This window comes from Heyndrickxia acidicola, assembly GCF_001636425.1.
Lineage (GTDB): Bacteria > Bacillota > Bacilli > Bacillales > Bacillaceae_C > Bacillus_AE > Bacillus_AE acidicola.
In genome coordinates, this window is record NZ_KV440953.1 from 2,049,558 (window position 1) to 2,075,320 (window position 25,763).

Consider the following 25,763-nt stretch of genomic DNA (forward strand, 5'->3'; position numbering starts at 1 on the left):
TTTACGAACACTTCGAAAAACTGTTTTAAAATATATAATAAATCTTATGAAAAACTTTAAAATGTAGTGTCTCCTTTTTGCTTATGTTTTGCATCCCTTATTGCTAGATAAATCATAAATCCAAAATCAATGATGATAATGGCAATCGCTGACCACTGGCCGCCTGTAAAATGGTAGAAACGAGGAGCGTCTCCACGGAAAAACTCCAAAATAAAACGTTCAACAAAGTAAAGAAAAACATAAAAAGAAACAATCCATCCCTTAGCAAATCTGTGGCCAGCAAATGCCTGTATCATAAATAAAATGCAGAAAATAATGATGTTTCCTTGACTCTCCCATACTTCAGCCGGCCACAGCGGCTGACTGCCGTAGTAATTGTATGCATCAGTTCCTTCCGGATATACTATCCCAAACTTTCCACCCGTAGGACTTCCAAAGGCGTCACCATTCATAAAGCAGGCAATTCGTCCAATACCCTGGGCCAAAATCATAGCAGGTGAGAGGTAATCAGCAAATTCCATAAAACTGATTTTATGGATTCGTGAGTAAATAATTAGTGTAACAATCCCGCCGGCAATCGCCCCTTCAATCGAAATACCGCCTTTCCAAATCTCAAAAATTTGAATCGGATCCTGCGAATATGTCGGCCATTGGAACACAAAGACATGCCAAATTCGTGCACCAATGATTGCACCAAATACACCGTAAATAAGAAAGTTTTGCAAATGCTGATAGTAAATCGTTTTTTTGGTTAAAGCCAGACCAACACCATAGCCAAGCAGTATAGCGAGAACCGAGATAACTGCATGAGTCTGAACAACATACCCAAAAAGGTTAAACAAGTCCTTATGCATATTTTTTCAACATCCTTTCAATCAAACCCCTTTAATTTATTTGAACCACATCAAAAAATAGTAAATTTAAAATTTGTTTATAGTATATGGGCATACTAAGTAATCAGGATAACGGCCTCAAATTTAGTTAAACACCCACTTCTTTCGAATGCAATCTATCGTTATGTTTTAGCTTCTTTTTATAATTATTAAATGTTAAAAGAAGAGTTAATAACGAACAAATTGTAATGACAAAATACGAAGATCGAAAGGTCAAAAGTAAATGACCGGGATTCGAAGCTTCATATGTTCTGAAAAAAAATTGATAAATTAATCCGCCAAGCGTCACTCCTAAACCCATTCCCAATGTTCTAGACATATTTAAAATTCCCCCTGTAATACCTATAACATTTTTAGGTACATTGCCCATGACACTGCTATTATTCGGAGGAGTAAACATCCCAATTCCTAAACCAACTAAGAAGAGTCCGATACTAGTGATGATGTAGGTTCCAGTTACGTCGATAAAGGTTAACATAAGCGAACCAATTGTAGCCATCGACAGTCCAAGAAGCGACGGAACAGCCGGTCCGTGCCGGTCGGTCATCATCCCAGAAATAGGGGTAGAAATTGTCATACCGATTGGAATCACTGTAATTAAAAAACTAGCATAAAAAATGGGAAGATGCTTTACCTGATTTAAATAATAAGGTGTTAATAGTAAAACGGCATACATAACCATAAATGACATAATACCCGTTATATTCCCAAAGGTAAAAGCCGAATTTTTAAAAAGGCTTAAATCAATTAATGGTTCAGCTTGCTTTTTTTCAATACGTAAAAATAAATAGGTAAACACAACCGCAATCCCATAGCAGCAAATTATAAAGGGTGAAGACCATCCATTTTTTAATCCCATATTTAAGATATAAATAATCGAAATTAAGGAAGGGATTAGGAAAACAGCTCCTTTGTAGTCAAATTTAGTATGAACTCTCCCTTTCAAATCCTTTGGTAAGAACCTTATTCCTAGAAGCATACCTATCACACCGACTGGGAGATTAATAAAAAACAGCCATTTCCAGCTTACAAGTGACAGCAATGCTCCCCCTATTACAGGGCCCAAGCTTAAACCTATGCCTTGGGCGCTCGCTTGAATTCCTATTGCTTTACCAAGGTCTTTCTTTGGTGTCGCAAACGTAATAATGGATACACTGTTTGCTTGAAGCAAAGCGGCACCTATTCCCTGCAGCACTCGGAATGCTACTAAAATAGTGAGTGTTGTAGCAAGTCCGCAAAACAGAGAGCTAATTGAAAAAAGTGCAAAACCAATTTTATAAAGCAAGCTGCGCCCAATCATATCAGCAAGCCTGCCAAAAATTAATATTAAAGAAGCTAAAGATAATAGATAAGCTAAACTTACCCATTCAATATCGTTCATGCCCGTATGAAACTGCTGCTGCAGCTTTGGAAGGGCAACATTAATAATACTTGCGTCAAGTGCTGCCATAAAAGCGCCGATACAGACAGTGGCTACTACATACCAATGGCCATTAAATTTTTCTTTGTTCATCAATTCTTCAGATTCCATAAAAAATCATCTCCATTAAATAATAAAAAACGAAAATAATGAAGTTCAAACGTAACGATTTATGTTGTTAGCAACAAAAGTCTTACTATCTTCAGGTATTTCCCTCTATTACATTATCAAAGATAATAGCAAGAGTATATTGCAACATCATTATAGGGTATAACAATTTGTTATATATCAATACTTAAAGGGTGCATGTGATAAGATCAAAATGTGCGATAGTTATGGAGGTCGTTTCTTTGAACATAGAAAGTCTGAAACTGTTTTGTTTAGTAGTAGATGAAGGGAGTATAAGCCAAGCAGCAAGATTGAGCTTTGTATCCCAGCCAGCTGTAACAAGACAAATTAACCAACTGGAAAATATATATGGTACTTTATTATTTGATCGTACTGAAGGAAAGATGACATTAACAGAAACAGGAAAATTGCTATATCCTTTTGCAAAAACAATTGTCTATGACTTTAATCGATCAAAGGAAGTCATTCAACAGGCTACCGGCAAGTCTAATGCCAGTCTCAGAATTGGTGCAACTTTTACAATCGGCGAATATTTGCTGCCACAATTGTTGGGGGGATTTAAAAAACAAAAACCCGAGATAAAGGTGACATTAACGATTAAAAATACCCCAGGTGTATTGGATGATTTATCAAATGATATTATCGATTTAGCTTTAGTTGAGGGGCTTGTTGAGAATGCAGATTTTGTAATTGAAAAATTTGCAAAGGATGAACTCATTCTTATTTGTTCACCTGATCATGATTGGGGAGAAACCATTGCAATTGAAGAGTTGGCGAACGAAAGGATGATCTGGAGAGAAGCCACTTCAGGAACACGGCTTATTGTTGAAAATATGTTAAGAGCTTACGGAGTATTAGAAAAAATAGAAAGTTATATGGAGATCGGCAGTACTCAAGCAATAAAAAGCACTGTAGAGGCCGGGCTAGGAATCAGCATTCTTTCAAGGCTGACTGTGGGGAAAGAATTAGAGCAAGGATATTTACGAGAGGTTAAAATTGAGGGGGTACAATTAACAAGAAATTTATGGTTGGTCAATAAAAAGCAGCGCTTTAAGAAAAAGGCCGTTACTGAATTTTTAGAGTTTATTCATGATCAGAATCCTATACATAAGAATATATAAGACGTCCAATATAAAAACAGTTTTCACATTGGGAATATACACCATATTTTATATATAGAGACTATACAGATAATGTTTTTTCTTTTGTTTTTTTGAAGACAATATTTCACAGCTAAAAAGTCGCAGATTTGCACAAGTAATCATAATAACTGCAAACAAAATTAAATATAAAAAACCAAATTCTCATTCATATTAGTCAGAATTTGGTTTTTTATTTTTTGGGTCATGTCCAATATTCAAGTTCCAATTTTGCTAAATCGCTTTTTTTACGATAGCAGCCGCTCAAACTTTTACAAGTATCATAAAAAGGCTGCTTATAACATACAAACAACAATTGTACAGTTAGTATTTATTATTAAGATAAGAATACTATTATCGGCTTCTAATTAGTAATCTTACTGCTTCTTCAACAAAATCTGAATTATCTCTTCCTGATTCTATGGATTCCCGTACACACCTCTCCAAATTCTCGCTAACCACCACACCAATAACTCGATCAATGGCAGTTCGTACTGCAGTCAATTGAGTTACGACTTCTTTACAGTCCTCATTTTCTTCCATCATTTTCAGGATTCCACGTAATTGCCCTTCCGCTCTCTTTACCCTGTTTTTCGCTTTAGCATCGTAATGCATTCGTCTCACTCCTTATAACTGTATATTATATCTTCAATCATTAGAGTATCAAGCTGAAACTCCAAGTTTTTTTATTAAAATGATACCTCTACCCGGATATCGCTTTATTATTACCTTTTTATCTCTGTGTGACGAAGATATATATATTAATAAGACTTGGAGAAGTATCTTCTAAACACAAAAAGACTGTCCATTTACAACCACATTGAAAGTTTTCAAAAATATATTTTTAATAGCTAATTATTGGATTCCTTTTAACGGCCCCTTTGATACTGAAAAAAACCACTCCATATATGAAGTGGTTCTGGGATATTGGTATACACCCCGTGCAAAAAAAATAGACCTTTATTTTATTCTGTAACGAACATTTTAATAAAGGTATCTATTTTATCTGTCCTCTGTTTCTGTTATTCGCCTTTTTTAATCCAAAATTTAAGAACCCCAGCTTCTTCTGTTGTTTCAACTAATTCATTTCCAGTTGATTTTGTCCAGGCAGCCAAGTCATTTTTTGCACCTTTATCTGTTGCATGAACTTCAAGGATTTGACCCGGCTCAAGCTCCATTATCGCGTCTTTTGTTTTAACGATTGGCATTGGACATGCTAATCCTTTTGCATCTAACACTTTATCAGAACCCATATTTTATCTCCCCTTCAAATCACTTTTATATAATCACTTTGTTTTTATTTTTCCAGTGGTCCATCCCACTCAGACATTCCAGGTACTACATTATAAACCTTCACAAATCCTTTTCCTGAAAGCTTGTCGGCAGCCATATCACTGCGGTTGCCTGTATGGCATACCACATAAACCTCTTGATCTTTATTGAATTCTTCCAAACGATCTTCCAGCTCTCCTAAAGGAACAGAGATAGCACCTGGGATATGTCCAAATGCATATTCTGCATTTTCACGAACGTCAAGGATGATCGTATTATTTCCTAATTTCGCTTTTAATTCATCGTTTGTCAACACTTTTCCAAATGAGTGCGGGGCTTTTTCCTCATTTGCTCTTGCTTTTCGGATGTAATGCTTTAAAAGATCTCCCTCTTCTACAGTTCCAATATACTGATGCCCAGTGCTTTCTGCCCAAGCTTTCATATCCGCTTTAGAACCTTTATCTGTTGCCTGGACTTCAAGGACCTGACCAGGTTCAATTGTACCGATGGCTTTTTTCGTTTTTACAATCGGCATTGGGCATGCCAATCCTTTTGCGTCTAGCACTAGATCTGTTTTGATATCTGCCATCCTATTTATCCTCCCTTATTCTGTTTTGCCTTCCCAGGCAAGCATTCCGCCGTCCATATTGGTTACATCAAACCCATGACTTTCTAAAAATACCGCTGCTTTTGAACTTCTACCGCCAGAACGGCAAACTAAAATATATTCTTTAATTTTATCAAGATCCTGCAAACGGAATTCCACCAATCCAAGGGGAATATTAACGGCCGAAGGAATTTTGCCTGCTGCAACTTCCTCTGTTTCGCGAACATCAATTATATTGAGTTGTTCGCCATTTTCCAGCTTTTGCTGAACTTCTTTTGCTGATAAATGCTTCATTCGATTCATCCTCCTAACGCCAAGCGTTCATTCCGCCTCTTACGTTTGTGATTTTTTTAAAGCCCTGCTTTTTGAGAAGCTTGCTGGCACTGCTGCTTCGCATCCCGCTCTGGCAAATAACAATAACTTCCTTATCTTTCGAAAGTGATGAAGATTTTTCCGCTAATTGATTTAACGGGATATTTTTAAATCCCTTGATGGAATTTCCACGAAACTCAACTGGAGTCCGTACGTCAATATATTGTTTATCGCGGTCATTGAGCTCGCTCTTCAACTGTGTTGTTGAAATGTACCGCACCCCTTTGGTTGGGAGCATACGCCAAACCATAAAGGCGGCAATTACAACAATGACCAGAATATTCCCTATACTCATGTTTCACTCCCTTTCTTTCATGTAAAGCATTGAACGATTAGATAAATAAATTCACATTCCCATTCTCTGCTTCCGCTAAATAAGCTGCTACTCCTGCATATTGAACCCCATCCATAATCTCTTCTTCTTTCAAACCAAGAAGGTCCATCGTCATTTGGCAGGCTACTAGTTCAATCTCCTGCTCTTTTGCCATTTCAATAAGCTGGGGCAGCTCCATAGCATTATGCTTTTTAATCACATTTTTTATCATTTTAGGCCCCATCCCAGCAAAGTGCATTTTCGATAAGCCCATTTGGTCAGCTCCGCGGGGCATCATTTTCCCAAACATTTTTTCAAGAAATCCTTTTTTTGTTAGTACTTTTTCATCCTTCCTTAGAGCATTTAACCCCCAGAAAGTATGAAAAATGGTTACCTTATGATCATAGGCAGCAGCCCCGTTTGCAATAATATAGGCTGCCATGGCTTTATCATAATCACCGCTGAATAAAATAATATTAGTTGATTTTTGTTCCATGTTTTACCTCCTAAAACCCCTATATACCCATAGCGGTATTATCCTTCTTAAAAAAATTTGTATTTTCCTCATTCATGCAGACATTTATTTAAACACCTTAAAGATTGAGCATTTTCTCTCTCTCCATCTATGATAATATATTCCTTAACTTGATATCCCTTCTGATGGAGAAACCGAATGGCTAAATTTTTTTCTGGGTAATCCTCAGCTATAATAATAATCTTCTTATTAGGAATTTCTTTAAAATAGCGTTTTAAATAACCGTATGGAATTTTAATAGCATTATCAACCGGGTCTTTAAAGACCGTTTGGTAATTTCCTACATCAAGTAGAATCTCCTGGCCAGTTAGCTGGCAAAATGCCTGCCCAATAGGAGCATACCTTCTATATAAAACTAAAATTATAATGAATGTAATAATCATTGTAATTTCCTCCAAAGGAATGTTACAAAAAATATATACCCATATAGGTATATAGTAGAGCGAAAAGTTTAGAAAGAGATCCTTTATTGTGAACTCTTCCCTTGATATCTCTGTAAAGATAACTGTTCATTACTCTTTAAACCAATGCTTAACATTGAGAAGGTTTAATTTTTATCTGTTCAATGATTTCAATACTGTCTTTTACTGATTGAGCCATAGAACAGTTTTTCATCGCGACTTTTACAGATTTCTCTAAAATCTCTTCGTTAAGATCTTCTCCTGAAATCGTAAATGTTAATGCGATTTTCTTAATTCGCTTGGGTTCTTGCTCTTCACGTTCTACTTCTGCATCAATTTCTATGTCCTTATAGTTTATTCTCTTTTTTTCCAAAATAGCGCGCAATACACCGCCGCTGCATCCAGCTATGGAAGCGATAAGTAATTGAAAAGGGCGAAAACCATAGTCTGAATTTCCAGAAACGGACAAATTTCCATATTCAAGATCAATGTTAAATCCCACTTCTTGCATTTGAAATTTCATTTAAATCTCTCCTTATTGTGTGAATGTGTATAGTCATTCTCTAACAAGCAAAGCATTTTCATTCGTTATTTCCCTTTTTTAGATGTACATTTTTATCATTCACTTTTCACATATTAGCCCATTAGCCGGAGGTATAGTAAAGTATTTGCCAGATTAGTACCTCCATTTAAGTTCACATTATCTCCTGCTATAAATGTTCAATTAAATCAATCCAAATTTTAATGGCTGTTGCCAATATTAAAATAGCCAAAATCCATTGTAAAATTTTCGTATTGGCTTTCTGCCCTATTTTTGCCCCAATAGGAGAAGCTATTAGGCTGGCTATTACAATGACGAGTGAAGGAATCCATACTATTTGGTGTGTAGCAACCTTTCCTGCAACAGAACCAATGGAAGAAATAAAGGTGATCGCTAAAGAGGAAGCAATGGTTACTTTTGTTGGAATTTTTAAAATGACCAGCATAATCGGCACTAGCAGGAAGGCTCCACCTGCCCCAACAATCCCTGCAGCAATCCCAACGATTATAGCTAAAATAGAGCCCAGTAAAATATTAAATTGAACTTCTTCTCTTTCCTCGATATGCTTTTTGGGTATGAACATCATAATAACGGCAAGGATGGCAAGAATACCATAAATGACATTAATGGTATGGCCGGAAAAAGTATTGGAACTAAAGCTTCCAATTATACTTCCGATTAATACACTTATACCCATGGAAAGGATAATTTTTTTATGAAGATAACCTCCTTTCCGGTAGGCAATCACCCCTGCCAGTGTGGAAATGAAAACCTGAACGGCCACAACTCCTGTTACCTGATGGGCCGTCATAGCTGAAATACCCAACAACGCTGGAATATACAGCAGCAAAGGGTAATTAATGATGGCTCCTCCAATTCCCACCAGTCCAGAAATAAATGAGCCTGCAAAACCAAGGACAAACAAGGTAATCAGCTCATAGATGTTCATAATATGCTCCTTCCCACTAAAAGCCAAATAATAAACTTAGATTAATAAACTATAATTCTTCTTCTTTTAAACGAATAGAGCTTGCCCATTTCAAAAATTTTTCATATTTACTTTTAATACATTATCTTACGGCACAGCGGTTTGGCCCAATTTCCATTTCCCGCTGCGTGTCAATATCCGGACAGATTTTACCCATATTCGTTTTCCGGATATCCTGGTATGCATTTGGCTGCGGTGGAAGGTTCTCTGTGACCATTTTTCTGAATTCATCCATGTCTTCTATATTTAAGCCATGATTTTTCTCAAAAAGGTTTCCTAATGTCTCGGATACGCTGCCGTCTTCATTTAATTCATCACTAATCATGAAATGAGCTGGCAGTACGATTAGCTTATCAGATAATTCTTTATATCGTTTATAAAGTGTTTCACGAAGGTCCATTACCCAATCCTCCGCCCTTCCTGCTAAGTCAGGGCGCCCTATAGAATCAATGAATAAAATATCCCCTGATAACAGAAACTTATCATCTACAATGAAAGAGGTAGATCCGATTGTGTGACCTGGTGAATATAAAGCCTGAATAGAAATGGATGAGTTACCAATGATAATCTCGTTACCATTTTCTAATGGCTGGTATTCAAATATTACTTCAGTAGCATCTTTGGGAGGCAGCCAATATTGGGCATTCGTCTTTTCAGCAATGCTTCTTCCTCCTGAGATGTGGTCCGCGTGAAGATGGGTATCCAAGACATTTGTGATTTTCACGTTTTTATCTTTAGCAAAATCAACAAAGGTATCGACCATACGCGTTGCATCAATTAAAGCTGCTTCACCGTTAGAAATGACCATGTAAGACAAACAGCCTTTCCCAATCCGGACAAATTGATAGATTTCTCCGCCATTTTTTAACTCCCCTACCTTAACTGGCTCTAAATGCTCACCCCAAGCTTTCATACCGCCTGCCAAGTAGAAAACGGAAATACCTTCTTCCGAGAGCATATCTGCCACAAAACGGGAAGATCCTTCTTTTGCACACACCACGAGAATATCTTGGTCTTTTGGAAGCTGATTCAGAATTCCTTCCACCCCATCCAACAGTTCAAAATAAGGTACGTTTAGATAACTGAAATTTTCTCCTTCGATCTTCCAATCTTGAAAGTCACTGTCGTTACGAACATCCAAAATAAACATTGTTTCCTTGTAAAAAACTTTTTGTGTCACTTCATGTGGGTTCATTGCTTTAACTGCCATTTCAAATTACCCCCTACCGTATATTTAAAGTTAAAATTTTTTATGTTACTAAATTGTTTTAGATAAATCCTTATACCCATATAGGTATTATAAAACCTAAAAATAAAAGAGTGTCAACCATTTATATTTCACCGGCTTTTTACCAGCAGGTTTACAGCCTCTTTTACTAATTCCTCTGTGTTTTCTTTATTTTCATGTGCCCTTTGCACACATTCAACAAGGTTGGAACTCACAACCACCCCAATGGTTCGATCAATTGCTGTTCTGGCGGCAGATAGTTGAGCAATAAGTTCTTTGCAATCCTTGTTTTCTTCCATCATCCTTACCACACCGCGCAGCTGACCTTCAATTCGTTTCACCCTGTTTTTCATTTGACGATCATACACCATTCTATTTTCCCCCATCTATTGATGGATTTTGTACAAACAATCTAGCTATTTCTAAAATCCTAAAGTCAATCAAGTTCATTGGCTTATTACAGAATGATTATATACCCTATGGGGTATAATGTCAAATCGAATATTGAAAGGTTATTTTTACTTCATAAAAATTTTCGTTTGGGAGATTATGACTTAGCACGACCCAGCAACCCCACACTGTTTCCATAGTTTCAAATTAATTAGCTGTGTTAAATGAGTGTAAATAAGCTTGATATACAGAAGTTTTTTGAAGGTCCATTTTCATTAAATCCTTTGAGAATTTTTGAACCATATTACTTTTTAATATCCCACTTCTGCATTTTCCTCAATAAGGTAGCATGGCTTATTTGCAAACGAGCAGCGGCTTTGCGAATGCTCCCCTCTATTTCAAGCGCTTGTCTGATTAGCCTGATTTCTAATTGGCCTATCTGGGCTTCCAATGACTCTAGTGGAATCGTTTCAGAATGAAAATAAGCTGGGAGATGAGCTGGTAAAATATATTCGGAATTAATCGTAACGCAAAGCTTTTCAACCAGATTTCTTAGCTCCAGAATGTTGCCGGGAAAGGAATAATTTTTTAAGATTTCCAACGTCTCACTTTTGAACCATTTTTCTATATTATATTCCTTGCAAAAATATTTAAGATAGTATTCGAGAAGCAGCGGAATTTCCTGCTGGCGATTCCGCAATGGAGGCACTTCCACAAAAGCCACATTCAGGCGGTAATATAAGTCTACCCGAAATTTCTTTTCCTTTACAAGCTGGATAAGCGGGACAGTTGAACTGGCAAGAATTCGGATGTTTAATTTTTTCGACCAGCTTCCGCCTCCACGATCATGTTCCCGGTCCTGTAAAAAACTCTCCAGCTTCGCCTGCAGCCTTGGATTTAATTCACCAACTTCATCTAAGAAGAGTGATCCCTCATTTACTGTATCAAAAAAACCCTGTTTTTTACCGATAGGAACAGAAGGGCTGCCCGTGTCAAACAACTCTGTCTCAGATAAATGGCCTGCGAGAGAACTGCAGTTGATTTTGACAAATGGCATATGAGACCTGTTGCTGTAATGATGGATCGTTTTCGCCATCAATTCCTTTCCAGCACCTACCTCCCCTTCTATTAAGATGGTTGTTGGATAACCGGAAATCCGTCTTACCATGTCAAACACTTCCGGGTCCAACAGTTTTTTTATAATATACACTTCATTCATGATTTTCTCACCCAATTATGGTTCATCTATTAAAAAAACAAATCATTCATGAACCGCTATTTTATGGTATCAATTAAAATTATGGTTTATATCCGTACCAAAATCAATATTTAATTACTTTTAATATTGTAAATATTTTAATTTCACTTTATATTTAACTCATACTAAATAAGAAAATGGTACAACATCAAAAGGAGGAAGAGCGCTACATTGTCAGATTCCAATTGGCATCATCACCTTCAACAAATGATTCGAGATTACCAGATTCATACTGTAAGAATGTCTTTGAATGATAACTCAAATATTGCCAGAGCCCGTTATATTCCTGCTCAAAAGTTTTTAGAGATAGGAACAAGAGGAAATGTTTCTTTTCCTTCGGTTCTTTTCTCAATGGATACCTCTGAAGGTGTCCAAACGAGAGTTGGAACAGGTTTTCAAGGGGGCTTTCCAAGTTGGGAAATTAAACCTGACTATTCAACCTTTAGTCCTCTCCCTTACAAACCAGGAATTGCAAGATTAATTGGCGATCTTTACGGAGTGGACGGCAAACCCATAGAAACATCCCCCCGTTTTGTATTACAGCAAGTTCTTCAGGAGTATAAGAATGGCGGTTATCTTGTCTATGGGGCCTTTGAGTATGAGTTTTACGTATATAAAGAGACTGAAAACGGTCTTGAACCCTCATGGAAAGGATTACACTGTTTTTCCGAAACAAAGCAGTCCCAGGTAGAAGATATATTTATTTCCTTGTTTAAAAATCTGTCTGAGATGGGCGCAGGTCCGGAGGTGGCCAATACGGAGTATGGTTCCGGACAATTCGAAGTCACCCACTCTCCATTTTGGGATTTAGAGATTGCGGATATGGCCTTTTACTATCGGACTAGCATTAAAGAAATTCTACATGACCAAGGGTACAAAACAACCTTCATGAGTAAACCCGTTAAGGATATGAGCGGCAGCGGTGCACATTTAAATTTATCGATTCATGATGAAAAGTCCGTAAACTTATTTTCAAACCCAAATGCACCGGATGGTTTGTCTGATTTATGCCGATGGTTTATTGGAGGCCAGCAGCTACATGTACGCGCATTAAGTGCCCTTGTAAACCCTACCATCAACAGTTACAAGCGTCTTCAGCCCTATTCCTTTGCTCCGACGACCAACACATGGGGATATGAACACCGCGGCACCATGATCCGTATTCCTCGGCAGCGAGGAAGGGATACACGAATAGAACACCGTTTACCTGGCGCAGATACAAATCCTTATTTATCATTAGCAGCAATTTTAGCTGCAGGATTAGATGGGATAAGGAAAAAACAAGAGCCGACTCTCCCACTTCAAAACCAAGATGCCTATCAATCTGATTTTGAAAAACTCCCGCGTTCCTTATATGAGGCTCTCAGTCACCTTAAAGAAGATACTTTTTTCAAAGAAATGCTAGGAGAGGCATTTATAAATGATTATGTGGAACTCCGGCAAGCAGAATGGGATCGTTATTTGGCTCACGTCACCGATTGGGAGCTACAGGAGTACCTAAATATTTTTTAAGATTAGAGGAGGATAAATATGTACCGAGTAGAGAGAAAACATTTAATTTACACAATGTCAGATCAAAACAAACCTGTTCTTTATGTAGAGAATGGCGCAACAGTCGTATTTGAAACCTGTGATTGTTTTGAAGATCAGATTACTTCACCGGATACACCTTATCATTCATTGGACTGGGACCGTATTAATCCAGCAGCAGGCCCTGTTTTCATTGAAGAAGCTGAACCTGGAGATATCCTGGAAGTAAAAATTGAAAAGATTGACTTAGCTGAACAGGGTGTAATGATGACAGGTCCAGGACTTGGGGTGCTTGGAGAAGAATTAGGTGAAAACAAAATTCAGATGGTACCAATCAAGAATGAAAAAGTCACTTTATTCGACAAGGTGGAAGTACCAGTAAATAAAATGATTGGTGTAATAGGAACTGCACCGGCGAATGGGGAGTCCATTTCTTGCGGTACCCCAGATAAGCATGGTGGAAATATGGACTCAAAAGTCATTTCCGAGGGATCTACACTTTATTTGCCAGTCAATGTTCCCGGAGCCCTTTTGGCTATGGGCGATCTTCATGCGGCTATGGGGGATGGAGAGGTTTCCGTTTGCGGTGTAGAAGTTGCAGGTGAAGTGACCGTAATTGTAAATGTTATTAAAGGAAAACAGTGGAAGGTTCCTATGGTCAAAACAGAGCAGGCACTCTATGCGATTGCTTCCGAAAAATCTCTTGATGATGCGGCTGTTACTGCAACTAAAAATATGGCTGCCTTTTTAGAATCAGAAGCCGGGATGAGCAAACATGACGCAGTTTTCCTGCAAAGTATTAGTGGAAACTTACAGATTTCACAGGTGGTCGACCCCTTGAAAACGGCACGTTTTGAATTACCAATATCCATTATTCAACAGCTTGGCATAAAAATTTAAAGATATAGGGGGATTCGTATGTCATTAGAGAATTTTGGCTATAAACAGGAATTAAAAAGAGCCTTAACGTTTTGGGATCTATTGATCTACGGAATGATTTTCATGGTTCCCATTGCTCCTTTTGGTGTTTACGGTTTTATTACCGATGCCTCTAAAGGAATGGTTGCCTTGGCGTATATGATTGGAATGGCTGGAATGATTTTCACTGCACTCAGTTACGCAAGAATGTCAGAGGCCTTCCCCATTGCCGGATCTGTTTACGCTTATGCTCAAAGAGGACTCAATGACAAAGTAGGCTTTCTTGCGGGATGGGCCATTTTGCTTGATTACATTCTTGTGCCTGCACTCTTATATCTTGTCAGTGCTGCTGCCTTGACTGCATTAATCCCGTCTATCCCCATCTGGATCTGGTTGATTTTGTTTATCGCTGTGAATACGGTGATAAACGTGTTTGGTGTTGAGTTTACCGCTAAAGCCAATAAAATCATCTTAATCCTGGAATTTATCGTATTGGCCATTTTCATCGCAGTTGGTCTTGTCGCCCTCTCCCACGGGATGGGAAATGGTCATCTTACAACAAAGCCGCTTTATAATCCAGGGTCATTCAATCTATCTCTGGTGATGGGTGCCGTTTCTATTGCGGTATTATCCTTCCTTGGATTTGATGGAATTTCCACCTTATCAGAAGAAGTAAAAGGCGGAAGTAAAGTAGTCGGGAAAGCAACCGTTACAGCGCTGCTTGTCGTGGGAGCCTTATTTATCATTCAAACCTGGGTCACCAGCGATCTTGGTGCAGGAATGAAACTAAGCAACCTTAACACTGCATTCTACGATATTGCAGGAAAAGCTGGCGGAACCTGGCTAAAAAACTTAACGATTATTGCGACAGCGTTCTCTTGGGGAATTGCCAACGCTCTTGCTGCACAAGCCGCAATTTCACGAATTCTTTACTCTATGGCCCGCGACCGTAAATTACCGGCAGTGCTTGCAAAGGTTCATCCGAAATTCAAAACGCCTTATATCAGCACCATCCTTGTGGCCATCGTTTCTTTAGCGGTCGGATTATTCTTCCAAAGCAAAATCGATGTCCTTACCAATATCGTTAATTTCGGAGCACTGACCGGTTTTCTTGTCCTACATGTATCCGTTATTAATCATTACATCATTCGCCAAAAATCAAAGCAATATGTTCGCCACCTGATTCTCCCGCTTATCGGCTTTTTGGTCATTGGGTATGTCATCAAGGGAATGGACATGACGGCCATTAAACTTGGCATAACCTGGATTATTCTTGGTATCGTTTATTTATTTGTCATTACAAAAGTATACAAGCAAACTACAACGTCATTAGATATTTAATTTTTCGAACCTGTTGGAACTGCCTTTCGGGCCATAAACGGCCTGGAGCAGTTCCTATTTTATATTTTGATATTTAATTAAGAATTTTATGTTTTTGAACCATTTGTACTTTTCAAATCTTCTAGATTTTTTATTTTTGCTTTATAATGACGGTCTTTCTTCAAGGATAACGTCTCCTTTTTATCTCGTTTGTGGTTACTCCACATCGCCCCACTAAATCCTCAGCTTTTGTTAGATCAGTAATATACATTTTACAATGACATTGGCAGAGTTTTTTCAGATTTCATCTAGGTATTCATTCCATTTTAAGCAAAAAATAAAGGATATCCAGAAGCTAAGCTCTCTGGACATCCTTTAAATAATACTATTTTTTCAACCTACATGGTATCAATGTCAATGACGAATCGATACTTCACATCTGAAGCTAGTACACGTTTGTAGGCTTCATCGATTTGGTCCGCTGAAATGACTTCAATTTTAGGAGCAATGTTGTGTTCTGCACAGAAATCCAACATCTCTTGAGTCTCCCGGATGCCGCCAATCATTGAACCGGCAAATGAACGGCGATGACCGATGAGAGAGAACACATTTACTGACAATGGTTCAGCGGGCGCACCAACATTTACTAGAGTACCATCCAATGTTAACAAGGAAAAATAAGCATCCATGTCAATCTTTGCACTGACCGTGTTAATAATTAAGTCAAAGGTTCCGGCGAGTTTCTTGAATGTTTCTGCATCGCTTGTAGCATAGTAATGGTCTGCACCAAATTGCAAGCCATCTTCCTTTTTGCTTAATGTTTGGGAAAGAACGGTCACCTCTGCACCCATGGCAGCTGCAATTTTAACAGCCATATGACCAAGACCGCCCATACCAACAACGGCTACTTTCTTACCTGGGCCAGCTCCCCAATGGTTAAGCGGAGAGTAAGTGGTAATACCAGCGCAAAGCAATGGTGCTGCGGCATCCAGCTCAATGCTGTCAGGAATTCTGACAACGAAATCCTCCGTTACGACAATGTGAGTTGAATAGCCGCCTTGAGTAGGCTCGCCATATTTGTCTACACCAGCATAGGTAGGAACATTTCCTTTGAGACAGTATTGTTCTTCTCCTTTACGGCAATTCACACATTCTCCGCAGGAGTCAACCATACAGCCAACACCTACCCGGTCACCGACCTTGTACTTTGTCACCTCTGCTCCTACTTCGGTGACAATTCCGGCAATCTCATGTCCAGGTACGAGTGGATAATTCACAGGACCCCATTCGCCGTGGGCAGTATGGATGTCCGAATGGCATATGCCTGCATATTTAATCTCAATTAGAACATCATGCGAATCAAGATCGCGTCGTTTAATTTCAGCTGCTCGAAATGATTTGTCTGGACCATCGACAGCTCTTGCTTTAGCAGTTATCATTTGTTTCATCCTCCCATTTCATTTCTTAAGAGAATTGAAGATACCGGCAAGCTACGACATTACCTGAATTAACCTTCTCATTTTCTCTTTCAAAACTAGCATAAACCCTATAGTTAACTCTAGGTCAAGCAAAAAGCTTTAAGACAGGATTCAAAAAAAGAGTTTGTTATCCTTTGACAATCACCATACAGCATGATAATATTTCGCCAAAACAGATAGAGTTAACTCGAAGTCTATACTATTATGAATAGGAGAAAAGGGATGAAGACATACACAATCAGCGAAGTTGCAAAAGAAATGGATCTTACAGTATATACCCTGCGCTACTATGACAAAGAGGGACTTATGCCTTTTGTTGAACGGACAGCGAGCGGAACACGATTGTTTAAAGACTCAGATATTGAAGCGTTAAAAATAATTGAGTGTCTGAAATCCACCGGGATGCCTATTAAGGAGATTAAAAGTTTCATTGATTGGTGTTCTGATGGAGATTCCACTTTGCAACAAAGGTATGACATGTTTTTGGAACGAAAAACCAGTATAGAGGGCCAGATGGAAGAATTAAAAAAAACAATGAAAATCATCGAGCATAAATGTTTGTATTATAAGCTTGCTCTTGATGCTGGAACGGAAGAGATTCATAAAAAAGATAAAATAGTCATTTTTAGTTAGCAAAAAAAAGCCATCTGTCCTTTTTCACTGCAGATTTTAAGGATAGATGGCTCTTTCTGTATAAATAACTCTAATTATTCGAGGTCACAGCCCATCAACGCTCGTTTGTTCAAAGTGATGGAGTAAGGCACGCACTTCATCTGTTGACTCCGTGCTCATCAATTGATTTCTTAATTCACTCGCCCCTCGAAAACCTTTTACATATATCTTAAAAAAGCGATGAAGAGCCTTGAACGGACGAAGCTCTAATTCTGAATATTTATCGTGGAGATCCAGATGCAACCTTAGGAGATCAAGTAATTCCTTACTGCTATGCTCTTTCGGCTCTTTTTCAAAGGCAAATGGATTTTTAAAAATACCACGCCCAATCATAACCCCATCAACACCATATTGATCAACGAGCTTCAAGCCAGATTGGCGGTCAAGAATATCCCCATTGATGGTCAAAAGGGTATCAGGTGCTACCTGGTCACGAAGTTTCTTAATTTCCGGGATTAGTTCCCAGTGAGCATCTACTTTGCTCATTTCCTCTCTTGTACGCAGATGAATGGAAAGATTGACAATGTCTTGTTTCAAGATGTGTGTCAGCCAGTCCAGCCATTCGTCTACTTCCGTGTAACCAAGCCTTGTCTTAACACTTACAGGCAATCCTCCTGCTTTTGCTGCTTGTATTAATTCTGCAGCAACTTCAGGACGGCGGATAAGGCCGCTTCCCTTCCCATGCTGGGCCACATTAGGTACAGGACAGCCCATATTGATATCCAAACCCCGAAACCCAAGCTCCGCCATACCAATACTCATTTGCCGAAAGTATTCAGGCTTATCTCCCCATATGTGGGCTACAATTGGCTGTTCATCCTCTGTAAAAGTCAAACGCCCGCGCACACTCTGCTTTCCCTCTGGGTGACAATAACTCTCACTGTTTGTAAACTCTGTAAAAAACACATCAGGCCTGCCTGCTTCACTAACCACATGGCGAAAAACAACATCCGTCACATCTTCCATTGGTGCCAGTATAAAAAAAGGTCGTGGTAAATCACGCCAAAAATTATCTTTCATATACAAATTCAAATCCTCTCATTATGGGATACTAGGTCAAACTCTTGTCCCAAAATTAAAAAGCATATTTGTTCCCGCTTCTTTTACACTTATAGCATGCTTGAGCACTTTTTATCAAACTACAGTAAATTTCGAAAATTTCATTTTTATTATTAAGAAATTAAAAGTGCAAAGAAAATCGAGTAAGAAAAGGCAGTTTGGGTCATAGGGTTAGGTAAGTTTTCTCCAGTTTTTCATTACTCTTCTTCACTCCCTCAGTAAAAAAAATATTTCTCACAAATGCTCACTTATTAGCAGGATTTCACCATCACAGAAAATAGTTTTCAGTGATGATTGAAGAGCAATGCTGTCAACTTTTTTAAGCCATACGAGTTCCTTTTTCAACTGTGTTTATTTAGACAGAACAGGAAATGTAGGATAATCCTTTGCCTGTTTCTTTGTATCGATCGTTCCATTTGGCTAAAATGTGAAGGAATATGAAACGGCTGCATCCGAATGTTTTAGTAATAAATTTCTCTTGTACTTATGTTGGGTAGATAAGGAATTTATATGCTTGGTTGACTAACATTGTATTCACTTCAGCCCATAAGGGAATATACATTCTTGTTATATCATGATGAGGAAAGTTCTGGGTATCGCCAAACCGCCATTTCTCTCACACCTACTCATTGGGCTATCCTCTTTACATTCCTTGAGGTGTGAGTCTTTTGTCGGGAAATGATAAAATTATAAAGGCCTGCAACCCTAAAGGATTACAGACCTTTCATTAACTATGACTTTAACTAGGCTCAGTCAGCTATCCACCATAACCTTGGATGATACCTTATTATTCTTTAGTAACCCAACTGCACGATTCTCTGGAACAGATAGGGTCTATTAGAAAAAACTCCGAAGATTTGTAACTCGGTTCTTATCTCTTACATTGTCTAAACATTCTCTAAGCAAAATGTTAGCGATTTACCCGAACAAATTGACACATGTCTTTTTAACCCTTCTGAACCGCTGGCACAAGAAAAAGAAATACCTATTAAAGAATCGTTTCATTTTTACTTATTAACACTCTCAAATTTAGGCCCAGTCTGATTCTTTTGGATTTCGGCCGTATTTGTTCTCTATTGTACTATTTTGGCACCAAAATACGATTAGGATAATTCCCCCCACAAGTGGGATAAAACCAAGAAGTTGCCACCATCCGCTCTTTCCAATATCATGCAGCCTACGTGCGCCAACAGCGAGGCCAGGAATTGCAACAGCAAATGAGTAAATTGTTGATAAGATTTTATTTAGATGAAACGCGGAATCAACAGCAGTAAGCACCAAGGTAAATATGGCATTCAATAGAAAAAACATCCAATACTCTCTCCGGCGAGCTCTTCCCTTAAAATTCACGTAATTTCTTAATACCCCCAAATACCACTTCATTACTTTCCCCCTTTAAAAGGTAAAGACAAATCCTTTTTTTGATCACTCGTGATTTTTATATAACTGGTTTAATTACAATATTAACAGAATACTTCCTCAAAGGCTGTTTTCGCATAGATTGTTGCTTTTCGCAAAAGTGTTAAACCCGTAATAAGTGAGGCATCGTGGCATCTTTTCGTCTTCAGTCATTTGGTTTTCAAGCCTGGATCCTTTGACACTTATACTAATATCAACAAAGTTTACGAAAAGAGCCTTCTCAAAAAAATGGAACTACAATGGTTCATGCAACAAATGTTCATCAAATCAAAACAGCACCTTCCTCACATAATGGAAAGGTGCTGTTTTATTATCTTCGAAAATAGACCATATTTATTTAGGACACGGTTTACCTTACATTACCCAGGGCAAACAAAAAAACTTGGTATACCTTACATTACATTTCTTGCTGATATCACAGAAGGATACTACGTTACATTAAACATAAGAGATATAACACCGACTGCCCTTCCCCGAACTAAATGATGAAATAAAAAATGACTAAAAACAACTTACTTTAAGTTTTCAACTCCAGTTTCTAATATTTCCATTTGCAGCAGTGTCTGTTCGTCTGTAATGGTTTTCTCTTTACCATGTATAATGGCTTCATATAAATCATCATAGACTCTTCCATAATCACCATTTACGGATTTCACTTTTTCTTCGTGGATTGTACCTTCTTCATCGATATATGTCAGTACACCATAATGGTTTATTGTATCTATCCCAAAATCTTTGTTATCAGGCATGTAAAATAACTTTAAATGTTCTTCCTGGCGATCTTTGGTTTCTTTCACAAAGCATCCCTTATTGCCATGAACGACGAAGCTGGGTCTTTCTTTAAGTCTAAAATAGCTGGATTTTACAGATATTTTTAACTGACCATAATATAAATCTAAATCAAAGTAATCATTCATTCTTCCTTGTCCTAATAATTGCCTTACATCATAGTGTATATGATCCGGCTTGCCAAAATAGCTGATGACCTGATCCAGTGTATGACAGCCATGTCCATATAAAAATGACGAAACAGGATCAAAAGAATAAACAGACTCAGGTACTTCGGGACGATAATAATCATAATGCATTTCCACTTCCAGCAAGTCCCCTAGTTTCCCTTCTTCAATGACTTTTTGAACGGTTAAAAAATCACTATCAAAACGCCTGTTTTGATAGGACTGAACAATCAAGCCTTTATCTTTTGCTAATGCAAAAATTTCTTTTGCCTGCTCTGAGGTTTCCATAAAAGGCTTTTCAACCAAACAGTTTTTATTATGTTCTAATACTAATTTTGCGTATTCATAATGACTGTCATGTCTTGTGCAAACCACAATGAGCTGAATGTCCTGGTCATTTAATAATTCATCTAAATTAGAAGTATAATTTACTCCTGCAATCCTATCCCAACTTTCATGCTCAGGATTTCTCTGATAAATTGTTTTTACCTTTATATTCTCTCTTTGCAGTACGAACGGCAGATGATATCTGTTAGTGCTTTTCCCATTTCCAATATAACCAATTGTAAGCATAGGAGCCCCCTAGAATTTATTCATATTTAATATGTACTGTTTGGGATTTCATAATTAAAATTCTTTGCTATAAGTATAAATGGTGAAACTATATTTTTCTATCATTCAACTTCGATTACCTAAGATTTGAAAAGAAATCCAATCGTTGGTCTTGATGTATCAGTAATCTAACGGGATCATGGTAAGTTTGTTTTGTTTTGTTATATGAAAAGCACCTCCTGACATTGATAGGTTTATCCTATCAGGAGATGCTTTTCTATTTGTATACGTTGTTTGAATAAGGGCTTACCCTTGATCTTCGAAAAAAACCTTAGGCAAGTGTTTTATTTATTACATTAAGCCTATTAAGTGGAAGACAATACCAACCACAAACAACCCAAGAATCATAACGATTGGAGAAACCTTCTTCTTAAGCAGCCACATGCAAAGAAGTGTTATTACCAATCCAGCTAAACCAGGAATTAAGCTATCTAAGTTGTTTTGTAAAGTAGTGACTTTAAAAGGTTCTAATGAAAGACCAGAAGCTTGTTGTTCCAACGCAGTTTTTATCCCTTGCGCTCCGGAAGGTAAATGACTCCAGTCAATATAAGCACCTTTGGAAAGTTTAACTTGTGATACAACTGGCGCAAATTTTACAGATACCCAACGGTTAACTAATGAACCAAGGATGAACATACCCAGGATTGATGCGCCTTTCGTAATATCTTGAAGTAACCCGCCGGATAGGTCGTCCGTAATTTTAGAACCAGCTTTATAACCAAATTCCTGCGTATACCACGTGAATCCCATACGAATAAGATTCCATAAAACGAAGAAAATAATCGGTCCAAGGATGTTACCGGTCAAAGCAAGAGAAGCCGCTAACGCACCAAGGATCGGTCTAACCGTGAACCAGAAAACCGGGTCCCCGATTCCTGCTAAAGGCCCCATCATCCCGACTTTTACCCCTTGAATGGCTGTGTCGTCAACCGGCGCACCATTTGCACGTTCTTCTTCAAGCGCTAAAGTTACACCAATAACAGGTGAAGCTACATAGGGGTGAGTATTAAAGAATTCTAAGTGACGTTTTAGTGCAGCAGCACGATCTTCTTTTGTTTTATATAATTTTTTGATTGCGGGAATCATTGAAAATGCCCAACCGCCGTTTTGCAAACGTTCATAGTTCCAGGAACCTTGAATGAAAGTTGAACGCCACCAAACAGAAATACGGTCTTTTTTTGATAATCTCACTTCATTAGCCATTTGTATGTCCGCCTCCTTCTTAGTAACTATCAATAATATCGCCTAGCGGGTCACCAGTGTTTCCATTTCCGCCATTACCTGAACCGCCTTGCTTGGTAAGTGCTAAATAGATCAGTGCAAGAGCCACTCCGATGGCACCAAGTCCGATAAGTGTGATTTGTGAAACAGTCGCTAATACGAAACCAATCGCGAAGAATGGCCAAACTTCTTTTGTAGCCATCATGTTAATAACCATTGCATAACCAACGGCTACGACCATTCCCCCGCCAATTGCTAAACCAGCTGTCAACCAAGTTGGCATCGATTCAAGCAAGCCTCTAACTGGACCTGCACCAATAGCTATAATTAATATAGCTGGAATGGCAATACGTAACCCCTGCAAGCAGATCGCAACGATGTGCCATAATTCAACTTTTCTGATGTTTCCTTCTTTAGCTGCAGCATCCATTAAATGTACCAATCCTGTTGCAATCGTACGGACGATGATTGTCAACAATAAACCTGCAACGGCAAGCGGAACCGCAATCGCAATTGCCGAAGCCACGCCAGCTTTACCTTGTCCACTTAAAACTAAAATAAGGGCAGATGCAATTGATGCTAACGCAGCATCCGGTGCTACGGCAGCTCCGATGTTTGCCCAGCCTAAAGCAATCAGTTGAAGGGTACCGCCTAAGATAAGACATGGTACTAAGTTTCCTGTCACTAAGCCGATTAACGTACAAGCAACGATTGGTTGGTGGAATTGGAATTCATCCAAAATTCCTTCTATACCAGCCAAAAATGCTACGATAATGACTAATATTATTTGAATCATATTCAAATCCATTATGATTATCCTCCGTTTCCTCTGATAATTGGGGTTATTTTTGTTTGTTTAACTCCTCTTGAGCCTTCTTAATAATTTCGTCCATGTTCCCTTTTGAATCGTTCGGAACTTTACGTACATCGAAGTTCAAACCAGCTTTTTTTAACTTCCCGAAAGTATCAATATCATCTTGGCTAAAGGCCAGTACCTTATTCGGCTGAACTTTACCAGGTGAATGTGCCATAGAGCCAACGTTGATTGTCTTCAATGGAACGCCCCCATCAACCGCTCTAAGCGCATCTTGTGGGTTTTCAAAAAGAAGTAATGCGCGTTGGCCGCCGAAATGTTGGTCATCTTTTGCAAGTTCAATCATTTTATTGACAGGAACAACGTGTGCCTTTACACCTGGAGGAGCAGCCTGCTGGATCAATTTCTTACGAAGTTCATCCTTAGCTACTGCATCCGATACAACGATGATACGTGTAGGCTGTGTAGACCTTGTCCAAGCAGTCGCTACTTGTCCGTGAAGTAAACGGGAGTCGATACGTGCTAACACGTATTCAAATTTACCAGGAGCTCCTGCATTTGATGGTTTAGCAGCAGCTGCAGCAGATGGTGCTGCTGGTTCTAATTCTTCAGGTTTTACTTTAACGCCTTCTTTAGCTGTGCCCAAAATATGCGCGGCAATTTCATGTGCTGTGTTCATGGAGAAGCGCGATGCATAAGCTTCAATCAACATTGGTAAGTTCATACCAGCAACGATTGCCCATTTGTCATTGTGTTCTTCAAGCAAGCTGTTGGCTTGGTTGAAAGGGGTTCCACCCCAAAGATCGACTAAGAATAATACTTCGTCCTGGTTGTCGAAAGAGGCGATTGCTTCTTTCATTTTTGCCTTTACATCATCAGGTCCTTCGCTCGGCATCAAAGTAACAGCTTTTACATTTTCTTGTTCTCCAAAGATCATTGATCCAGATTGCAAGATACCGTTGGCAAATTCACCGTGACTAGCAATGATAATTCCTACCATCTTTTTACCTCCTATCATTATTGTTACAGCTTTTTCGGCTCATTTAAAGCGGTTACAGCCCTTCGAAAACAATAAAAAAGGCACAAGCAAAAAGTTGGTTAAATGAAGGTATAGAAAAAAATGGGTATAGAATTCCCCTAATTCTTCATTTAATCAATACTTTTCACTCATGCCTGATCGAATCAGTAACACGTAAAAAATAATGACAATAACTATTAAAATTTATTTTGAAAACGCTTTAAATATAGTATCGAAAGTTTTCTGCATTTTTTAATGTTTTCTGTATCACTTTAATGAGCTTTCTTAAGAAATTATAGCACACTGATTCTCCCTCTTCAATAGGAAAGTTATTTTTTCTAGTTCCAAAGGGCCACTCTCTCAATCGTACAACAGAGATGCTGGACAAGCCGTCTAGAGTAGAGACCAATTTAATCCTTTTTACGGTAAGATTACAGTTGGAAAAGGCCTTCATTAGGGCGAAGAATGACCATTATGTGCAAAGTTAAAAGAAATTCTTTAAATTCGTAACCGTTTACCAGTTAACCACTTCGGAATTGTCCCAACAAAAGAAGACAAGCTTCTACCTGTCTTGTATGTAAAACTATTATTTTTTAAATTTACTCTTTAAACCGCGTTTGATTACTTCAAAGAAACCTAATGATTGGACCATATGATTCGGATCAACGTATTCACGAATTGCTCGCAAAACTTTTTTCTGCTCTCTAGAAGAAAATGAATATGTACCATTTTGCTTCGTTTGGATAGCATAACGCGGGATCCATTTCCCTTTGAACATGACCGAAGCGATCACGTAATCAACTTCTTCCCAAGGAATTTGAATAAACTTCCGCGCATCACGGCTATTGAAGAATTCAAATCCTTTGTCTCCAATCATGATCTTACCATAATTAGTACTTCCTATATGTGAAGTTGCATCAATAACTAAATCGACTTTTGTATTGATTGATTGTACCATGTGATTTACTCCATTTCTCTCTTTAATAGTAATTATTATACGCATTTTATCACTTTAAGCAAAAAATAATTAGGATGAGTACCAGCATTATCTTCAATATTATAATAGACCAATTAATTTAAACACCCTTCAGAGAAAAAACTGACGAAATTCACACTGAGTCCAGTAGGATATTGTTTTTAAAGCTTTTATTAAACATTTTTACAAACTATTAACTGGTTTAGTTGAATAACAAAAATCCGGGTATGGCAGCCGGCTCATCAGTAATGTGCCTTATAGTTTCGAAAGAAATTTGCTGTAAA

General features: G+C 38.2%; 27 protein-coding genes and 1 pseudogene. 5 read left to right on the forward strand and 23 right to left on the reverse strand.

Features of this window, described 5'->3' with window-relative positions:
- Positions 1-56 precede the first annotated feature (56 nt).
- Together lgt and A5N88_RS09565 are read right to left on the reverse strand one after the other, a co-directional pair.
- Positions 57-854, reverse strand: coding sequence for a prolipoprotein diacylglyceryl transferase (gene lgt / locus A5N88_RS09560; RefSeq protein WP_066265179.1), 798 nt, complete (start codon positions 852-854; stop codon positions 57-59).
- 127 nt (positions 855-981) lie between these two features.
- On the reverse strand, positions 982-2,424 hold the full coding sequence (locus A5N88_RS09565; RefSeq protein ID WP_066265182.1) for an MFS transporter: 1,443 nt from the start codon (positions 2,422-2,424) through the stop codon (positions 982-984).
- A gap of 239 nt (positions 2,425-2,663) precedes the next feature.
- On the opposite strand from A5N88_RS09565, the gene A5N88_RS09570 reads away from it, so the two are divergent.
- A complete protein-coding gene (locus A5N88_RS09570) occupies positions 2,664-3,563 on the forward strand; it encodes a LysR family transcriptional regulator (protein WP_066265185.1) in 900 nt (299 codons plus the stop codon).
- 372 nt (positions 3,564-3,935) lie between these two features.
- Here the strand turns inward: A5N88_RS09570 and A5N88_RS09575 are convergent, their stop codons facing one another.
- From A5N88_RS09575 to A5N88_RS09630, 12 genes are all read right to left on the reverse strand, one after another.
- Entirely contained in the window at positions 3,936-4,196 is a 261-nt protein-coding gene (locus tag A5N88_RS09575; RefSeq protein WP_066265189.1) for a metal-sensitive transcriptional regulator, read from the reverse strand.
- Positions 4,197-4,603: 407 nt separating this feature from the next.
- A complete protein-coding gene (locus tag A5N88_RS09580) occupies positions 4,604-4,834 on the reverse strand; it encodes a sulfurtransferase TusA family protein (protein ID WP_066265191.1) in 231 nt (76 codons plus the stop codon).
- 44 nt (positions 4,835-4,878) lie between these two features.
- Positions 4,879-5,442, reverse strand: coding sequence for a sulfurtransferase TusA family protein (locus A5N88_RS09585; protein ID WP_066265193.1), 564 nt, complete (start codon positions 5,440-5,442; stop codon positions 4,879-4,881).
- 15 nt (positions 5,443-5,457) lie between these two features.
- Positions 5,458-5,754: a rhodanese-like domain-containing protein gene (locus A5N88_RS09590; RefSeq protein ID WP_066265195.1), complete on the reverse strand. Its 297-nt coding sequence runs from the start codon at positions 5,752-5,754 to the stop codon at positions 5,458-5,460.
- A 13-nt stretch (positions 5,755-5,767) separates the two neighbouring features.
- A complete protein-coding gene (locus A5N88_RS09595) occupies positions 5,768-6,127 on the reverse strand; it encodes a rhodanese-like domain-containing protein (protein ID WP_066265201.1) in 360 nt (119 codons plus the stop codon).
- Positions 6,128-6,164: 37 nt separating this feature from the next.
- Positions 6,165-6,641, reverse strand: coding sequence for a DsrE/DsrF/DrsH-like family protein (locus A5N88_RS09600; protein WP_066265204.1), 477 nt, complete (start codon positions 6,639-6,641; stop codon positions 6,165-6,167).
- A gap of 68 nt (positions 6,642-6,709) precedes the next feature.
- A complete protein-coding gene (locus A5N88_RS09605) occupies positions 6,710-7,063 on the reverse strand; it encodes a rhodanese-like domain-containing protein (protein WP_066265206.1) in 354 nt (117 codons plus the stop codon).
- A gap of 148 nt (positions 7,064-7,211) precedes the next feature.
- Positions 7,212-7,604, reverse strand: coding sequence for an OsmC family protein (locus tag A5N88_RS09610; protein ID WP_066265209.1), 393 nt, complete (start codon positions 7,602-7,604; stop codon positions 7,212-7,214).
- 187 nt (positions 7,605-7,791) lie between these two features.
- On the reverse strand, positions 7,792-8,571 hold the full coding sequence (locus A5N88_RS09615; RefSeq protein WP_066265212.1) for a sulfite exporter TauE/SafE family protein: 780 nt from the start codon (positions 8,569-8,571) through the stop codon (positions 7,792-7,794).
- Positions 8,572-8,692: 121 nt separating this feature from the next.
- Positions 8,693-9,820 carry an MBL fold metallo-hydrolase gene (locus A5N88_RS09620; protein ID WP_066265215.1) on the reverse strand — a complete coding sequence of 376 codons (1,128 nt, stop codon included), beginning with the start codon at positions 9,818-9,820 and terminating at the stop codon, positions 8,693-8,695.
- A 128-nt stretch (positions 9,821-9,948) separates the two neighbouring features.
- Positions 9,949-10,209, reverse strand: coding sequence for a metal-sensitive transcriptional regulator (locus tag A5N88_RS09625; RefSeq protein WP_066265217.1), 261 nt, complete (start codon positions 10,207-10,209; stop codon positions 9,949-9,951).
- 323 nt (positions 10,210-10,532) lie between these two features.
- Positions 10,533-11,447, reverse strand: a complete 915-nt coding sequence (locus A5N88_RS09630; protein WP_066265218.1) for a sigma 54-interacting transcriptional regulator — start codon at positions 11,445-11,447, stop codon at positions 10,533-10,535.
- Positions 11,448-11,657: 210 nt separating this feature from the next.
- Between A5N88_RS09630 and A5N88_RS09635 the strand changes: the two genes are divergently transcribed.
- Genes A5N88_RS09635 through A5N88_RS09645 form a run of 3 tightly spaced genes read left to right on the forward strand, consistent with a single transcriptional unit; the run spans position 11,658 to position 15,275 of the window.
- The gene (locus A5N88_RS09635; RefSeq protein ID WP_198160229.1) at positions 11,658-12,998 is read left to right on the forward strand and encodes a glutamine synthetase family protein; all 1,341 of its coding nucleotides are present in this window, start codon (positions 11,658-11,660) and stop codon (positions 12,996-12,998) included.
- Positions 12,999-13,016: 18 nt separating this feature from the next.
- Positions 13,017-13,916: an acetamidase/formamidase family protein gene (locus A5N88_RS09640; protein WP_066265219.1), complete on the forward strand. Its 900-nt coding sequence runs from the start codon at positions 13,017-13,019 to the stop codon at positions 13,914-13,916.
- 18 nt (positions 13,917-13,934) lie between these two features.
- Entirely contained in the window at positions 13,935-15,275 is a 1,341-nt protein-coding gene (locus A5N88_RS09645; protein WP_066265224.1) for an APC family permease, read from the forward strand.
- Positions 15,276-15,652: 377 nt separating this feature from the next.
- On the opposite strand, the gene A5N88_RS09650 is transcribed toward A5N88_RS09645, so the two are convergent.
- A complete protein-coding gene (locus A5N88_RS09650) occupies positions 15,653-16,693 on the reverse strand; it encodes an NAD(P)-dependent alcohol dehydrogenase (protein ID WP_066265225.1) in 1,041 nt (346 codons plus the stop codon).
- 261 nt (positions 16,694-16,954) lie between these two features.
- Here A5N88_RS09650 and A5N88_RS09655 point away from each other — a divergent pair, with 261 nt between their 5' ends.
- A complete protein-coding gene (locus tag A5N88_RS09655) occupies positions 16,955-17,365 on the forward strand; it encodes a MerR family transcriptional regulator (RefSeq protein WP_066265227.1) in 411 nt (136 codons plus the stop codon).
- Between the two features lie 84 nt (positions 17,366-17,449).
- Here A5N88_RS09655 and A5N88_RS09660 read toward each other — a convergent pair whose 3' ends face one another.
- The 8 genes and pseudogenes from A5N88_RS09660 to A5N88_RS09690 all read right to left on the reverse strand — a co-directional run bounded on the left by A5N88_RS09660 (position 17,450) and on the right by A5N88_RS09690 (position 25,461).
- Complete coding sequence (locus tag A5N88_RS09660; protein WP_066270421.1) at positions 17,450-18,424, reverse strand: tRNA dihydrouridine synthase; 975 nt, start codon at positions 18,422-18,424, stop codon at positions 17,450-17,452.
- A 315-nt stretch (positions 18,425-18,739) separates the two neighbouring features.
- Positions 18,740-18,932 (reverse strand): annotated as a pseudogene (locus A5N88_RS24275) (helix-turn-helix domain-containing protein); the annotation flags it as partial.
- Between the two features lie 560 nt (positions 18,933-19,492).
- A complete protein-coding gene (locus A5N88_RS09665; RefSeq protein ID WP_066265229.1) occupies positions 19,493-19,846 on the reverse strand; it encodes a DUF805 domain-containing protein in 354 nt (117 codons plus the stop codon).
- A gap of 548 nt (positions 19,847-20,394) precedes the next feature.
- Complete coding sequence (locus A5N88_RS09670; RefSeq protein ID WP_066265231.1) at positions 20,395-21,411, reverse strand: oxidoreductase; 1,017 nt, start codon at positions 21,409-21,411, stop codon at positions 20,395-20,397.
- A 330-nt stretch (positions 21,412-21,741) separates the two neighbouring features.
- Complete coding sequence (locus A5N88_RS09675; RefSeq protein ID WP_066265233.1) at positions 21,742-22,653, reverse strand: PTS system mannose/fructose/sorbose family transporter subunit IID; 912 nt, start codon at positions 22,651-22,653, stop codon at positions 21,742-21,744.
- A 19-nt stretch (positions 22,654-22,672) separates the two neighbouring features.
- Positions 22,673-23,473, reverse strand: coding sequence for a PTS mannose/fructose/sorbose transporter subunit IIC (locus A5N88_RS09680; RefSeq protein WP_302467002.1), 801 nt, complete (start codon positions 23,471-23,473; stop codon positions 22,673-22,675).
- Positions 23,474-23,513: 40 nt separating this feature from the next.
- Entirely contained in the window at positions 23,514-24,485 is a 972-nt protein-coding gene (locus A5N88_RS09685) for a mannose/fructose/sorbose PTS transporter subunit IIA (protein WP_066265237.1), read from the reverse strand.
- A gap of 604 nt (positions 24,486-25,089) precedes the next feature.
- Positions 25,090-25,461, reverse strand: coding sequence for a DUF956 family protein (locus tag A5N88_RS09690; protein ID WP_066265240.1), 372 nt, complete (start codon positions 25,459-25,461; stop codon positions 25,090-25,092).
- Positions 25,462-25,763: the final 302 nt, after the last annotated feature.

Coding starts and splice junctions, on each gene's coding strand:
- lgt (WP_066265179.1), bottom strand. CDS start 854: ATGCATAAGGACTTGTTTAACCTTTTTGGGTATGTTGTTCAGACTCAT.
- A5N88_RS09565 (WP_066265182.1), bottom strand. CDS start 2,424: ATGGAATCTGAAGAATTGATGAACAAAGAAAAATTTAATGGCCATTGG.
- A5N88_RS09575 (WP_066265189.1), bottom strand. CDS start 4,196: ATGCATTACGATGCTAAAGCGAAAAACAGGGTAAAGAGAGCGGAAGGG.
- A5N88_RS09580 (WP_066265191.1), bottom strand. CDS start 4,834: ATGGGTTCTGATAAAGTGTTAGATGCAAAAGGATTAGCATGTCCAATG.
- A5N88_RS09585 (WP_066265193.1), bottom strand. CDS start 5,442: ATGGCAGATATCAAAACAGATCTAGTGCTAGACGCAAAAGGATTGGCA.
- A5N88_RS09590 (WP_066265195.1), bottom strand. CDS start 5,754: ATGAAGCATTTATCAGCAAAAGAAGTTCAGCAAAAGCTGGAAAATGGC.
- A5N88_RS09595 (WP_066265201.1), bottom strand. CDS start 6,127: ATGAGTATAGGGAATATTCTGGTCATTGTTGTAATTGCCGCCTTTATG.
- A5N88_RS09600 (WP_066265204.1), bottom strand. CDS start 6,641: ATGGAACAAAAATCAACTAATATTATTTTATTCAGCGGTGATTATGAT.
- A5N88_RS09605 (WP_066265206.1), bottom strand. CDS start 7,063: ATGATTATTACATTCATTATAATTTTAGTTTTATATAGAAGGTATGCT.
- A5N88_RS09610 (WP_066265209.1), bottom strand. CDS start 7,604: ATGAAATTTCAAATGCAAGAAGTGGGATTTAACATTGATCTTGAATAT.
- A5N88_RS09615 (WP_066265212.1), bottom strand. CDS start 8,571: ATGAACATCTATGAGCTGATTACCTTGTTTGTCCTTGGTTTTGCAGGC.
- A5N88_RS09620 (WP_066265215.1), bottom strand. CDS start 9,820: ATGGCAGTTAAAGCAATGAACCCACATGAAGTGACACAAAAAGTTTTT.
- A5N88_RS09625 (WP_066265217.1), bottom strand. CDS start 10,209: ATGGTGTATGATCGTCAAATGAAAAACAGGGTGAAACGAATTGAAGGT.
- A5N88_RS09630 (WP_066265218.1), bottom strand. CDS start 11,447: ATGAATGAAGTGTATATTATAAAAAAACTGTTGGACCCGGAAGTGTTT.
- A5N88_RS09640 (WP_066265219.1), top strand. CDS start 13,017: ATGTACCGAGTAGAGAGAAAACATTTAATTTACACAATGTCAGATCAA.
- A5N88_RS09645 (WP_066265224.1), top strand. CDS start 13,935: ATGTCATTAGAGAATTTTGGCTATAAACAGGAATTAAAAAGAGCCTTA.
- A5N88_RS09650 (WP_066265225.1), bottom strand. CDS start 16,693: ATGATAACTGCTAAAGCAAGAGCTGTCGATGGTCCAGACAAATCATTT.
- A5N88_RS09655 (WP_066265227.1), top strand. CDS start 16,955: ATGAAGACATACACAATCAGCGAAGTTGCAAAAGAAATGGATCTTACA.
- A5N88_RS09660 (WP_066270421.1), bottom strand. CDS start 18,424: ATGAAAGATAATTTTTGGCGTGATTTACCACGACCTTTTTTTATACTG.
- A5N88_RS09665 (WP_066265229.1), bottom strand. CDS start 19,846: ATGAAGTGGTATTTGGGGGTATTAAGAAATTACGTGAATTTTAAGGGA.
- A5N88_RS09670 (WP_066265231.1), bottom strand. CDS start 21,411: ATGCTTACAATTGGTTATATTGGAAATGGGAAAAGCACTAACAGATAT.
- A5N88_RS09675 (WP_066265233.1), bottom strand. CDS start 22,653: ATGGCTAATGAAGTGAGATTATCAAAAAAAGACCGTATTTCTGTTTGG.
- A5N88_RS09685 (WP_066265237.1), bottom strand. CDS start 24,485: ATGGTAGGAATTATCATTGCTAGTCACGGTGAATTTGCCAACGGTATC.
- A5N88_RS09690 (WP_066265240.1), bottom strand. CDS start 25,461: ATGGTACAATCAATCAATACAAAAGTCGATTTAGTTATTGATGCAACT.